Below are 13,762 nucleotides of genomic sequence, written 5' to 3'. Positions count from 1 at the left end.
GTCGAACGCGCAGAGGGAATGGATGCGGCTTCGCGTCAGGTCCGCACCTGCCCCGGGATACGAAAGACGCCCAATCATATTTATGTCGACATTATTTGTATCAAGGAATACACTCCGAACCACAGTGCTCAACCCGGAGACCCCTCACCATGAACTTCCTTGACGGCCACCTGTATCCCGAGAACCAGCAGCCTCTGATCATCACCGCCGCACCGTATGCGCCGGGCTGGATTCCCTCGGACTTCCCGGAAGATATTCCCGTCACCATGGAGGAGCAGATCCAGAAGGCGGTGGATTGCTATGAAGCCGGCGCCACCGTGCTGCATCTGCATGTGCGCGAAGCCGATGGCAAGGGCAGCAAGCGCCTGTCGATGTTCAATGAGCTGATCGCCGGCGTGCGCGAGCGCGTGCCGGAAATGGTCATTCAGGTGGGCGGCTCCATCAGCTTCGCGCCTGAATCCGAGGGCGAAGCCGCCAAATGGCTCAGCGACGACACGCGGCACATGCTGGCCGAACTCGATCCGAAGCCCGACCAGGTGACGGTGACCGTCAACACAACGCAGATGAATGTGACGGAGCACGCCGGGGTGGACGACTTCAAGGGCGTTTCGCGCGGATTCCCGAATCTCTACGCGACCTACAGGGACATGATTGTTCCCTCGAATCCCAGCTGGGCCGAGGAGCACATTCGACGACTGACGGCCGCCGGAATCCAGAGCGAATTTCAGGTCTACAACATCAACAGCTTTGAAACGATCGAGCGGATGATTCGGCGCGGCGTCTACAAGGGGCCGCTGGTGATGAACTGGGTGGCGATCAGCGGCGGCATGGATCAGGCCAATATCTACAACCTCGCCAACATGCTGCGCGCGGTGCCGGACGGCGCGGTGGTCACGGTGGAAAGCTCGGTGCTCAATGTGCTGCCCGTGAATATGATCGGCATCGCCTTGGGCCTTCATGTGCGCTGCGGCATCGAAGATGTGCTCTGGAACCAGACCCGCACGGGCAAGATGAGCTCCGTCGAGCAGATCAAGCAGTTGGTGCGTATCGCCGGCGAATTTGGCCGCCCCATCGCGACTGCGAAACAGGCACGAGAGATCATGAAGATCGGGGTCTTCTACGACACGGCGGAAGAAACGCTTCAGGCCAATGGCTTCGCGCCCAATCGCAACGGTGGCGACCAGGGATTCCTGCGCAAGCCCGGCTGAAGATTCGGATCGCTAACGAGCCGCAGGCAGACTGCGGCAGTCGATACATGACAGGAGAGAACATGGCGAAAGTCGTTAAGTTCTACGAAACCGGTGGCCCCGAGGTCCTTCGCTTCGAGGATGTCGAGATTGGCGAGCCGGGACCGGGCGAGGTGCGCGTGCGCCACGTGGCAGTGGGTCTTAACTTTGCCGACACGTACTTCCGTGGCGGTACTTACACGGTTGCGCTGCCTGCCGGCCTCGGCAACGAGGCTGCCGGCGTGGTCGAGGCCATCGGTGCGGGCGTGACGCATCTGGCGGTTGGCGACCGTGTGACCTACACGGGCTTCATCAACACGCTGGGCGCCTACAGCACCGAGCGGCTGATTTCGGCCGCGCTGTTGATCAAGTTGCCCGAGGCGATCCGTTGCGACGTAGCGGCGGCCATGACCATGCGTGGCCTGTCCGCCGCGTATCTGGTGCGCCGAATCTACCCGTTCAAGGCGGGCGACACCGTGCTGCTGCATGCAGCGGCAGGCGGCGTTGGCCTGATCGTTTCGCAGTGGGCCAAGTTGCTGGGGCTGACGGTGATCGGCACGGTTTCGACCGACGCCAAGGCCGCGGTCGCACGCGCGCACGGCTGCGATCACACGATCAACTACAGCCATGAGGATGTGGCCGAACGCGTGCGGGAATTGACCGGCGGAGTGGGCGTGTCGGTGGTCTTCGACAGCGTGGGCAAAGACACTTTCATGTCGTCGCTGGACTCGCTCAAACGCCGCGGCCTGCTGGTCTGCGTCGGCACCGCGTCCGGCAAGATCCCGCCGTTCGATCCGCAAATCCTGGCTCGTAAGGGCTCGCTGTACGTGACTCGCCCCGGACTTGCCGACTACATCGCCGATCCGCACGAAAAGGCGGAACTGGTCGACGAATTGTTCGGCCACGTCGCGGCCGGCCGCATCCGCATCGAGATCAATCAGCGCTATGCGTTGCAGGACGCGGTGCAGGCACACCGGGACCTGGAGGCGCGAAAAACCACGGGCTCCTCGATTTTCGTGATTTGAGTGTGCTGGTTTCCGGAACCGTTTCTGGAAACCACGAAAGCGGCTCGTCAGCCGCTTTTTTGGCAGCTGCGTTTTTGATAGCATCGGAGACAGTGATAACGAATCTTTACGCATCGTCTCCGATTAAATGATCGACACTCGCCAGCTCAGATACTTCACCGCCGTGGTCGAGGAATTGCATTTCGCGCGCGCGGCGGATCGCCTGGATATCGCCCAGTCGGCGCTGAGCGCGCAGATTCAGCGCCTCGAACAGGAACTCGGCGTGCGCCTGCTGAACCGCAACAAGCGCCAGCCAGTCACGCTCACCGATGCGGGGCGGCTCTTCCATGCCGAAGCCGTGGCGGCATTGCGGCATATCGAACGCGCGGACCAGATCGGCCGGCTCGCGGCCCGCGGCATGGCGGGCATCGTGCGGATCGGCTACGTCGCGTCGGGCGTGTCCAGCGGCGCGCTCTCCGCGCTGCTGCGCGATTTTCGCCTGTCGCATCCGAACGTGCGCATCGACGTCGTGCCGATGGAAACGCCACGCCAGTTCGAAGCGCTGGACGGCGGCGAAATCGATATCGGCATCGTGCGGCCGAGGCGCCAATATCCGCCCGGCATCGTGGCTACGATCGTCCATACCGAGCGCCTCATGGTCGCGATGGCCGACATGCATCCGCTGGCGACGCGTCGCAAGCTGACTGCGCACGACCTGAAGGACCAGAGCTTTATTTCGCCTCAATTCGACGACGACGAAGGATTCGGCGAGGTGCTCTCCGCGCTGGGCGCCGCCGGAGGTTTCTCGGCCTTTCTCGACTATCGCGTGCGGGACTTCATCTCCGGGCTCAGTCTGGCGTCCGCCGGCTATGGCGTCGCCGTGGTGCCCGAGTCGATGTCGCATTTCACGCAACCCGGCCTGTGCTACAAGCCCATCGCGGATTTCGAGTTTCCCGTCCACCTCGCCCTGGCAAGCAGGCGGCGGGAGCTCTCTCCCGCCGTGCGCGCTTTCGTGAGCGCATCACTCGCGCGCTCAGGCCAGGCATCGGCTTGAGCGTGTGCCGCGTTAGTCGAGCGCGCGCCGCTTTAGGGCACCAGCACCGTCGAACCGATGGTCTTGCGCGATTCGAGCGCGCGATGCGCGTCGGCGGCCTGGATGTCGATGAAGTTGACGGCGACATATGCATGCCGCACGCGGGCCTGGCCGGGGCCGGGCTCGCCGACATCGACGGTTTCCAGCCGCAGCACTTCCGGTCCGCCGATCTCATGAAAACGAATAGCTTTTGCCATATTGAGGATTCCTCGATGAGTTTCGAACTTCACTGCGCGAGTTTCATTGCGCGACGCTTATTGCGCGAGTTTCGCTACGCTTCAAGCCTCGATACGCGCGAGATCGCGCGCATAGCTGCGCTTGCCGACGAAGAATGCGGTGGCCGCAACGAGACTGACGAACGGCATGTACGCCAACGCGCCATGCAGCCCGATGCGATCCGCAAGGAAGCCGGTAAAGTAAGGCCCCGGTGCGGTGCCGAGCAGGTTGTAGGTAATCGCCAGCAGCGCGAACGCCGATGCGTGGATGGCGCGCGGCGTGAGATTCGCCACCATGGCGCCGCCCGGGCCATTGGTTCCCGAGGTGATGAACATCGCCACGCCAATCAGCACGAGTTGCCACACACCCGGTGCGAGACGGAACGCAATCGCCAGCAGCGCAAATACCGTCAGGCAATAGAGGAACGCCGCATCCCATTTCCGCACCGGCCGCGTTTTGCTGATCCTGTCGGCAATCAGGCCGCACGTGATCATGCCGACGCCCGAGAGCATCACGAATGCGGCCGCCGTGAGCGCCGCGCGGCCGGTTGCCATCCCGTAGTAGCGGTTCAGATAGCTTGGCATCCAGGCCCACAGCGACGCCGTGCAGAACAGTTGCAGCCCGCTGCCGAGATACGCGCAAACCAGCGACCTGGACGAAGCGAGGCCGCTCATCAGGCTGCGCAAGGTCGCCCGCGCGCCGGGCGCGGCGGGCGCACCCTCCACTTTGCCCGGCTGATAACGCGACACCCGCTTTTCCGTCACGACGACACGAAACACGATGACCAGCAGGAGTCCGAAGATCCCCATCGACGCGAACGACCAGGGCCATCCCAGATGGACCGCGATCATGCCGCCGAACGCCATGCCGAGCACCGAGCCGAACGACGCGCCCGCCGTAAAGGCCGCGAAGAGACTGGCGCGCATGGAGACGGGAAACACGCTCAGCAACAGCGCGGGCGCCACCGCGCCATAAGCGGCCTCGCCGAGGCCGACCAGCGCGCGGGCGACGAGCATCTCGCCGTAGTGGGTGGAAACGGCGCAGCCCAGCGTGGCGAGGCTCCACAGGGCCGCCATCACGGCGATGCTCTTGACGTGCCCCCAGCGCGCAGCCAGTAGCGACAAGGGAAGCGTCAGCGTGCCCACAAGCAGCGCCACGACGCTATTGAGCGAACCGAGCTGCGTGTCCGACAAGTGCCATGCTGCCTTGATCAGCGGGAACACGGCTGTGAGCACCTGCCTCGACATGTAGTCGGACATGACCAGGCCCAAGGTCAATGCGAATACGATCCACGGATACACCGGCAGCTTCTCTCGATGGGCAGGGGTTGTCGTCTGCCTGTCGTCAATTTCGTGCATCCTCATTCGTGTCTCCTTCGTCTCGTTGTTCTCGTGGCTCGCTCTGGTTTCTTCGATCTCTTCGATCTCTTCAATCTCTTCGTCAAACGACGCCATCCGCCTTCAGCTTCGCGATCCGCTCATCGGAGAACCCGAGCAACGCATGCAGCACATCCGCCGTGCCTTCACCAAGCTGCGGCGGCGCACGCCGCACCGGCGGGCGCACGCCATCGAGCCGATACGGCGGCGCCAGCACGTTCGCACTACCGCACTCCGGATGCTCGTGCGTCGCCACGAGCCCCGCATCGACGGCCCGCTTCGACGTGAGCGCCTCATGAACCCCGAGCACTTCGCCGCACGGAATCCCGGCCTCCCTCAGCCGCTCCAGCAAGTCCTGGCGCTTACGCCGGCCCAGCTCGCGATCGATTTCAGGCAGCAGCACGTCGCGGTTTTCCGCACGGCCGATATTCGTCCTGAAGCGATCGTCGTCAGCGAGATCGGGACGATCGATCACCTCGCGGCAGAAACGTTCGTACTGCCCATTGTTGCCCACCGTGATGACGAGCGGTCCGTCTTCCGCGTTGAACACGCCATACGGCACGATCGACGGATGGGCGTTGCCGAAGCGCCGCGGATCTTCACCCTTCATCAGCGCTTCGAGCCCGTAGTACGACGTGATCATCAGGCCGCAATCGAACAACGCCATCTCGATGTGGCGCCCCTTGCCGGTCTTCTGGCGTTCGAACAGCGCCGCGAGAATGGCTTGTGCCGAGTACATGCCGGTGAAGAGGTCGACGGCGGCCACACCGAACTTCAGCGGCGGCTGACTGGCCTCGCCGTTCAGCGCCATCAGCCCGGCCTCGCCCTGCACCACGAGGTCGTAGCCGGGGCGCGTGGCCTCCGGCCCCGTGCGGTCGTAACCGGAGATCGAGCAGTAGACCAGGTCCTCGCGAACCTGCTTCAGTTGCTCATAACCGAGGCCCATTTTTTCCACGCCGCCGAACTTGAAGTTCTGGATCACGACGTCGCTTTGCCGCGCGAGTTCGCGCACGATCTGCTGGCCCTCGGCCGTTTGCAGATCGACCGTCACCGAGCGCTTGTTGCGGTTCGCACTGTTGAAATAGGACGTCTGCGTCGAGCCGACCCGCATTCCCCAGTCGCGCGTGTCGTCGCCGCGACGCGGGTGTTCGACCTTGATGACTTCCGCACCGAGATCGCCCAGCACCGTCGCGCACCAGGGGCCCGCGAGCACGCGGGAGAGATCGAGAACGCGCACGCCCGCGAGCGGCAACGAAGAATTCAGAGTCGACATGACGAGTCCGGATAAGTCAGGGTTCAGGGCAGCAATGCCGTGCCGCGCGAGTGCTCAGGCAAGCGCGATATAGCGCGCGAGATGATGGTCTTCGTCGCCGAGTTGATGGTCGATCATCACGAGGCGCTTCGCGTAATGCGCGAGCGGCAGTTCCCACGTCATGCCGATGCCGCCGTGCAATTGAATACACTCCTCGGCCACGCGCGCGCCGATGCGGCCAATGCTGTACTTCGCCGCCGACAACGCACGCTCGCGCGTCACGCGTTCGCCATGCAACGCGGCCGCCGCGTTGATGACCGCCGAGCGCGCCTGCTCGATTTCGAGCAGCAGATCCGCCATGCGGTGCTGCAATGCCTGGAAGCTGCCGATCGGGACGCCAAACTGCTTGCGCGTGCGCAGGTACTCGAGCGTGTGATCCTTCGCCACGTCCATCGCGCCGAGCGCTTCCGCGCACAGCGCGAGCACGCCACAGCCGATCCCGTACTCGAGCGCCGCATACCCTTCGCCTTCGCCGCCCAGCAACGCCGCTGCGTCGAGCCGCACATCGTCGAACGAGACTTCGGCGGCGCGCCCGCCGTCGATCTTGCCGTAGCCGCGCACCTGGACGCCGGCTGCGTCGCGCGGCACGAGGAACAGCAAAATGCCGTCCTCGGCATCTTCAGTGCCGGCGGTGCGCGCGGACACCAGCAGCACTTGCGCATGCTCGCCGTGCTGCACGACGGCCTTGGCGCCGTTCAGGCGCCAGCCGTCCGCTTCGCGCACGGCGCGCGTCGCCACGCGTGACGATTCATAGCGGCTGTACGGTTCGCCATGGGCGAGCGCGACAATCTTCGCGCCGCTCACGACATCGGCCAACAACGCCTGTTGTGCCGCATTGGATGCGCGGGCAACGATCTGGCCGACCATCAACGCATCGAGAAACGGTTCGACCACGAGCCCACGGCCAAGCTGCTCGAACACGACGGCAATCGCGAAGCCGTCGCCGTCGAACCCGCCGTGCGCCTCGTCGAACAGCGCGCCGACGATGCCGAGTTCGGCGAATCGTGCCCACAGGTCCTCGCTGAAACCCTCTGCCGAGTGCGCAATCCTGTCGCGCGTTTCGAAGCCGTACTGCTCGCTGACGAAGCGGTTCAGCGTGTCCGCCAGTATGCGGCGGTCTTCGGTGTGCTGGAAATTCATGGCGTGCCCCTTTACAGCCCGAGGATCATCTTCGAGATGATGTTCTTCTGGATTTCGTTGGAGCCGCCGAAGATCGACAGCTTGCGATTGTTGAAGTACGACGCGGCGGCGCTCGCGGCACCATCCGGGCCGAGCGGCGGCGCGTCGTAGCCGTCGTGCAGCGCCTCCTCCACGAACGGCAGCGCATACGGCCCCATCGCGCGGCGCGTCAGCGAGAGGATTTCCTGGCGGATCTCCGTGCCGCGGATCTTGAGCATCGAGCTTTCCGCGCCCGGCACGCCGCCGCCCGCCACTGCCGCGATCACGCGCAGATTCGTGGTCTTCATGTTCTCGAGATCGATTTCGACGCGAGCGATGCGCGCGGCGAACATGGGGTTCTCGGCAAGCGGACGGCCGTTGCGGGCCACCTTCGCCGCGACCGCCTTCAGGCGCTCCAGCGCAGCTACGGAATAACCGACGCCGGCGATATTCGTGCGCTCGTAGGTCAGCAGATACTTCGCATAGGTCCAGCCCTTGCTCTCCTCGCCGACGAGGTTCTGCGCCGGCACGCGCACATCGGTGAAGAACACCTCGTTGACCTCGTGCTCGCCATCGAGCGTGATGATCGGGCGCACTTCCACGCCGGGCGCGTTCATGTCGACGAGCAGGAAGCTGATGCCCTCTTGCTTGCGCACGCCGCTCGCCGTGCGCACGAGACAGAAGATCATGTTCGCGTGCTGGCCGAGCGTGGTCCAGGTCTTCTGCCCGTTGACGATGTAGTGATCGCCATCCGCATCGGTGCCGCGCACGGCGGTGGTCCGCAGCGAAGCGAGATCGGACCCCGAGCCCGGCTCCGAGTAGCCCTGGCACCACCAGTCCGAGCCGTCGAGAATGCGCGGCAGCCAGTAGCGCTGCTGCGCCTCGCTGCCATACTTGATCAGCACCGGACCCAGCATGTTCACGCCGAACGGCACGACGCGCGGCGCACCGGCAAGCGCGCACTCATTCTCGAAGATGAACTTCTGCACTGCGCTCCAGCCCGGGCCGCCATGCTCCTTCGGCCAATGATTGGCGAGCCAGCCCTCGGCATTGAGGATCGCATGCCATTCGTTCAGGTCGTCGCGCGTCAGGCGCTTGCCGTCGCGAACCTTGTCCGCGAGCCGTTGCGGCAGTTTTTCGCTCAGGAAGCGCCGCACTTGCGCGCGAAAGGCTTCCTCTTCAGGGGTAAAGTTCAAGTCCATGACCGGGCTTCTTTCAGTAGATTTCGAACAAGGCGGCCGCACCCATGCCGCCGGAAATGCACATCGTGACGACCGCGTATTTCGCACCCCGGCGGCGGCCTTCGAGCAGCACGTGCCCCGCGAGGCGCGCGCCGGTCATGCCGAACGGATGCCCCACGGAGATCGCGCCGCCGTTCACGTTCAGCCGTTCCTCGGGAATGCCCAGGCGCTGCTGGCAGTAGATAGCCTGCGAGGCGAAGGCCTCGTTGAGTTCCCAGAGGCCGATGTCGTTCATCGTGAGGCCGTGGCGCGCGAGCAGCTTCGGCACCGCGAACACGGGGCCGATGCCCATCTCATCGGGCTCGCAGCCCGCCATCGCTAGACCACGGAATGCGCCGAGCGGCGCGAGGTTGCGGCGCGCGGCTTCCTTCGCTTCCATCATTACGCACGCCGAAGCACCGTCCGAAAGCTGCGATGCATTGCCCGCCGTGACGAACTTCTCCGGCCCCTTGACGGCGACCAGCTTCGCGAGCGCTTCATAGGTGGTGCCGCGGCGGTTGCAGGTGTCGACGTCGATCGTGACTTCGCGCTGGCTCACCTCGCCGGATTCCTTGCCGGTGACGGCCATCGTCGTGGTGACCGGCACGATCTCGTCGGCGAAGCGGCCCGCGCGCTGCGCCGCTTCGGTCTTGTTCTGGCTCGCCACCGAAAAGCGGTCCTGCGCCTCGCGGCTGATTCCATAGCGCTGCGCGACGATATCGGCGGTATCGATCATTTCCATGTAGAGCGCCGGCTTGTGCTCGACGAGCCACGGGTCGAGATCGCTCGCGCGATGCTGATCGCGGCGGATGCCGGAGATGCTTTCGACGCCGCCCGCGATCATGGCCGGTGCACCATCGACGACGATGCGGCCCGCGGCAATCGCAATCGCCTGTAGACCCGATGCGCAGAAACGGTTGACGGTCGTGCCGGCAATCGAGAGCGGCAAGCCGGCCCGGACCACGGCCTGACGCGCGATGTTGCGGCCGGTGATGCCTTCGGGGTAGCCGCATCCGAGGACAGCGTCCTCGATCGATTCGGGATCGATGCCCGAGCGCTCCACGGCGGCGCGCACCGCGAACGAAGCGAGTGCCGGACCGGGCGTGATGTTGAATTCGCCGCGATGCGCCTTGGTCAGCGGCGTGCGTGCGGTGGAGACGATGACGGCTTCGCGCATGGTCAGTGATCCTGAATGAAAATCGAGGTGGAGAGATCAGGCGATGTAATCGAGGCGTGCAACGTTCGCGCGTCTCCATGTACTGATCCATCGTTCAGCACATTGTCGAGCGACGATTATTTCTTGACAATCACAGTACGGATTGACGGACTGTTAACAGAGAGTTGACAGTCCAACGGCGCGGGGCACAATGGCACGCAGCCGGCGCGCGAGTGCGTCAGGCCCAGGTCTGGGCGAGTTCGAGAACTTTGTCGTGCAGGAAGTCGATCAGCGCTTGCGTGGCAGGCGACGGATAGCGGTTGGGCAGCGTGACGATATACACCGTGCTTTGCCGGCCCACGACGCGATATGCCGGCAGAACCGGCAGCAAATCCCGCTTTGGCTGGAGGTGGATCACATAGTCTGGCAGCACACCTATCCCCATACCCTCGCGCACCGCCTCCGCGAGGAATGGATAGTCGGACGATTCCAGCGCGGGCGGGACCGTGATCGTGTGGGCGTCCGCGGCATTCTCGCGGTGCAGGAGGTCGATCGGTACGCGCCGGCCGCTATAGGGCGCGCAGATGAGCGCGTGCTTTTCGAGGTCGGCGGGACACTCGATCGGGCCGTGCTCGCGCAGATAATCGGCCGACGCGCACAGGCTCCAGTCGAACGAGCAGATCTTGCGCGCGACGCAGTCGAGCGGCGGCGTCGAGGTAATCCTGAGCGCGACATCCACTTCGCCGGCGATCAGGTCTTCGATCCAGTTGTTGAACGTGACGGTGAGCGCGATGCCCGGATTCGCCCGCGCGAATTCGAGCAGTTTCGCGCCAGCGAACAACCGCCCGAAACCGGTCGGCACGCTGATCCGCACACGGCCGCGCAGAGTCTGGCCGAGGCTGTCGATCGACGCGCGGGCCGTGCTCACCTCTTCCATGATGCGCTGGCCGCAGTCATAGAGCGCGAGCCCGGCCTGCGTCAGCTCGAAGCTGCGCGTCGAGCGGCGCAACAGTTGGGCGCCGGTCTCGCGTTCCAGCAATTTCAGCCGCTGGCTCACATTCGCGCGCGTCATGCCGAGCTTGCGCGCGGCGGCGCTGAGGCTGCGCGCTTCCACGATCTCGACGAACAGGCCGATCAGGTTCAGGTCCATGGCTAGGTATGCGGGCTTTGTTATCCGCGCTGTTGTTCGCGCTGTTCGCGCTGTTATCTGGGTCACAGCGCGACATCTTACGCGCCCGACGCCTCCACCATAACGATGTGCGCGTTCGTCAAATTGTGGCGCGTTCGGTCAAGCGCGTCGCCGCCATAGTGCCGACAATCGGAAGCAGGCCAATAGTTGGCGCTAACGCATCGGGACGATTCCGCCCTCGGGAAACCGGGAATCGCGCCGATGCGTGCAACCCTCAATATCCGTGGAACTGTCACCATGAAGATCAAACTCCTCACCTGCTCGATTGGTGCCGAGCTCAGGGACGTGAGTATCGCCGACGTGGCGAAAGACGATGCCTTGTTTGCCGAAATCAAAACGCTGCTGTTGAAGCATCGGGTGCTGTTTTTCCGCGACCAGGATATTACGCGCGCCGACCATGTGGCGTTCGCGAGCCGCTTCGGTGATCTGGAAGACCACCCCGTGGCGAACACGGTGCCGGGCTACCCGGGCCTGATCGAGATCTACAAGAGCGAGAAGCGCGACCATTTCGAAAATACCTATCACAGCGATGCGTCGTGGCGGGCCAATCCGCCCAAGGGCGCGGTGCTGCGCTGCATTTCGTGCCCCGAAGTGGGCGGCGACACCATCTGGGTGAACATGGTGGAGGCGTACAAGAACCTGCCGGACGACATCAAGCAGAAGATTGAGGGCTTGCGCGCCAAGCACGGGATCGAGCATTCGTTTGGCGCGGTCATGACGACCGAGGAGCGTGAAGAGCTGGTGCGCAAGTATCCGCTGGTCGATCACCCGGTGGTGCGGACGCACCCGGAGACGGGCGAGAAAATCCTCTACGTGGGGCCGTTCTCGACGCATTTCATCAACTACCATACGCCAGAGAATGTGCGCTTCGGCCAGGACAAGACGCCGGGCGCGAGCCTGCTGTTGAACTACCTGATTAGCCAGGCCGCGATTCCCGAATACCAGGTGCGCTTTAAATGGGAACCGGGCAGCGTCGCGATCTGGGATAACATCGCGACGCAGCATTACGCGGTGAGTGATTATTGGCCCGCGCCGCGCCGGATGGAGCGTGCGACTATCTCGGGGGATCGATAGGGCGCGCATTGCGTGGGGCTTTTATTTCGGGGTTCATGTGTTTTCGTGGTTCGTTCGCTTTTTCGCGTTTCCTTGTATTCGTGTCGGTCTATTAGCGTTGCCCCTGTGCGGGGCGGCACCTACTTTTCTTTGCAGCCGCAAAGAAAAGTAGGCAAAAGAAAGCGGCTCACACCGCCAGTGTGACGCCGTCCACCTCTTGCCGGTTATCGAAGTGGTTCCGGAGCATCCGTCACCTCGCACCTTTAAACTGAGTGACAAAGGACTCATGCATCCCGCTGCTCGCTACGCGCGCAGCGGTCGGGTATGCATGGGAAACCATGAGTACTACCAAGGTAATCGAATGCGCACGCGCTCCACTGGTTTGGGGTTATGCCCCACGGGGCGCGCAGCGCCGCCGGAGGAATGAGTCCTTAGTCACTCCGTTGTACGGCGCGTGGTGACAGACGCTCCGGAACCGCTCCGATCACAGGCAAGGGGTGGACGGCGTCACACTAGCGGTTTGAGCGGCTTTCTTTTGCCTACTTTTCTTTGCCGCTGCAAAGAAAAGTAGGTGCCGCCCCGCACAGGGGCAACGCTAATAGACCGACACGAATACAAGGAAACGCAAAAAAGCAAAAAACCGAAAACCCCAAACCTGGCCCACCATGCAACACCTCGACAAACTGATACGCAGCGCCAGCCTGAACGGCTACATCGAGCTGGTGGAGTCGCTCGGGCGCGACCCCTACGCGTTCCTGCGCGCGGTCGGCATATCGGCGCGCGTGCTCGACAACCCCGAAGCGCTCATCCCCAGCCACACCGTGCGCGAGCTGCTCGAAGTCACCGCGCGCGACACCGGCGTGGAGGACTTCGCGCTGCGTCTCGCGGCCAGGCGCACGCTTTCCAACCTCGGGCCAATCTGGCTGGTGCTCAAGGACGAGCCGACTCCACGACAAGCGCTCGATACGTTGTGCCGCTACGAAAAGCTGCTGAGCGCCGCGCTGATCACGCGCATCGAGGACGCCGGCCAGTCCGTGGTGATCCGCGAAGCGCTGCTGCCGAGACCCGGGCTCGGCACACGCCAGGCGATGGAGCTCGCGGTCGCCGTGAAATTCCGCATTCTGCGCGAACTGATCGGCCCGCAGTGGCGGCCGCAGCAGGTTTGCTTCACCCACCGCCCGCCGGCCGACATGGCGCCCTATCGGGCCTTCTTCGACCGCACTCCGATGTTCAACCAGCCGTTCAACGGCCTCGTCTGCACGGCCGCCGACCTGTCGATGCCGCGCACGCGCGACGACCCGGGAGCCGCGTATTTCGCGCGGGACTATCTGGAGACAGCGCTGCGCCGCCGTGGTGAAGGTATCCGCGAAACCTGCCGGGAAGTCATCCTCGCCCTGCTCCCCGGCGGACGATGCACGGCGCAACTCGTTGCGCGGCATCTGCGCATCGACCGCCGCACGCTGCACCGTCACCTCAGCGACGAAGGGCTCACGTTCTCGGCGATGCTCAACCAGTTGCGCTCGGAACTGGCGATGCGCCACTTGCTCGAGAGCGACCTGCCGGTTGGCGAGGTCGCCGTACTGCTCGGCTTTTCCGCACACAGCAGCTTCAGCCACTGGTTTCGTGCCGAGTTCGGGTGCAGCGTCTCGGATTGGCGCAAGCAAGCGGCTCAAGCGACCCAAGCGACCGACCAGAAAGGACCGGCCGCCTATCCATAGCGGGTGTGGTGCTGCCGCGCTCGCGGCACCTTCAGCCTGAC

The 13,762-nt window shown here is 63.9% G+C and carries 12 protein-coding genes; 5 read left to right on the top strand and 7 right to left on the bottom strand.

The genetic code is table 11. The features are described from left to right. Positions 1 to 149 precede the first annotated feature (149 nt). From L5014_RS12120 to L5014_RS12110, 3 genes are all read left to right on the top strand, one after another. Positions 150 to 1,208 carry a beta-keto acid cleavage family enzyme gene (locus L5014_RS12120; RefSeq protein ID WP_238463860.1) on the top strand — a complete coding sequence of 353 codons (1,059 nt, stop codon included), beginning with the start codon at positions 150 to 152 and terminating at the stop codon, positions 1,206 to 1,208. A 62-nt stretch (positions 1,209 to 1,270) separates the two neighbouring features. After that, positions 1,271 to 2,251 (top strand): quinone oxidoreductase family protein, encoded by a 981-nt coding sequence (locus L5014_RS12115; RefSeq protein ID WP_238463859.1) that lies wholly within the window; start codon positions 1,271 to 1,273, stop codon positions 2,249 to 2,251. A 127-nt stretch (positions 2,252 to 2,378) separates the two neighbouring features. Then, positions 2,379 to 3,284 carry a LysR family transcriptional regulator gene (locus L5014_RS12110; RefSeq protein ID WP_238463858.1) on the top strand — a complete coding sequence of 302 codons (906 nt, stop codon included), beginning with the start codon at positions 2,379 to 2,381 and terminating at the stop codon, positions 3,282 to 3,284. 32 nt (positions 3,285 to 3,316) lie between these two features. On the opposite strand, the gene L5014_RS39000 is transcribed toward L5014_RS12110, so the two are convergent. From L5014_RS39000 to L5014_RS12075, 7 genes are all read right to left on the bottom strand, one after another. Continuing rightward, a complete protein-coding gene (locus L5014_RS39000) occupies positions 3,317 to 3,553 on the bottom strand; it encodes a hypothetical protein (RefSeq protein WP_420800057.1) in 237 nt (78 codons plus the stop codon). A gap of 48 nt (positions 3,554 to 3,601) precedes the next feature. After that, positions 3,602 to 4,903, bottom strand: coding sequence for an MFS transporter (locus L5014_RS12100; RefSeq protein WP_420800058.1), 1,302 nt, complete (start codon positions 4,901 to 4,903; stop codon positions 3,602 to 3,604). Positions 4,904 to 4,979: 76 nt separating this feature from the next. After that, entirely contained in the window at positions 4,980 to 6,188 is a 1,209-nt protein-coding gene (locus tag L5014_RS12095; RefSeq protein ID WP_238463856.1) for a CaiB/BaiF CoA transferase family protein, read from the bottom strand. Positions 6,189 to 6,242: 54 nt separating this feature from the next. Next, complete coding sequence (locus tag L5014_RS12090; protein ID WP_238463855.1) at positions 6,243 to 7,367, bottom strand: acyl-CoA dehydrogenase family protein; 1,125 nt, start codon at positions 7,365 to 7,367, stop codon at positions 6,243 to 6,245. Positions 7,368 to 7,378: 11 nt separating this feature from the next. Further along, entirely contained in the window at positions 7,379 to 8,587 is a 1,209-nt protein-coding gene (locus L5014_RS12085; RefSeq protein ID WP_238463854.1) for an acyl-CoA dehydrogenase family protein, read from the bottom strand. A gap of 13 nt (positions 8,588 to 8,600) precedes the next feature. Beyond that, positions 8,601 to 9,782: an acetyl-CoA C-acyltransferase gene (locus L5014_RS12080; protein WP_238463853.1), complete on the bottom strand. Its 1,182-nt coding sequence runs from the start codon at positions 9,780 to 9,782 to the stop codon at positions 8,601 to 8,603. 217 nt (positions 9,783 to 9,999) lie between these two features. Further along, positions 10,000 to 10,911, bottom strand: a complete 912-nt coding sequence (locus L5014_RS12075) for a LysR family transcriptional regulator (protein ID WP_238463852.1) — start codon at positions 10,909 to 10,911, stop codon at positions 10,000 to 10,002. Positions 10,912 to 11,187: 276 nt separating this feature from the next. Between L5014_RS12075 and L5014_RS12070 the strand changes: the two genes are divergently transcribed. Next, entirely contained in the window at positions 11,188 to 12,024 is an 837-nt protein-coding gene (locus tag L5014_RS12070; RefSeq protein ID WP_238463944.1) for a TauD/TfdA dioxygenase family protein, read from the top strand. A 644-nt stretch (positions 12,025 to 12,668) separates the two neighbouring features. After that, positions 12,669 to 13,721 (top strand): AraC family transcriptional regulator, encoded by a 1,053-nt coding sequence (locus L5014_RS12065; protein ID WP_238463851.1) that lies wholly within the window; start codon positions 12,669 to 12,671, stop codon positions 13,719 to 13,721. Positions 13,722 to 13,762 lie beyond the last annotated feature (41 nt).

The organism is Paraburkholderia tagetis, from assembly GCF_022213065.1.
In the GTDB taxonomy this organism is placed as follows: domain Bacteria; phylum Pseudomonadota; class Gammaproteobacteria; order Burkholderiales; family Burkholderiaceae; genus Paraburkholderia; species Paraburkholderia tagetis.
Note: the sequence above shows the minus strand (reverse complement) of the source record. Positions and strands in the feature narration are given on the sequence as shown.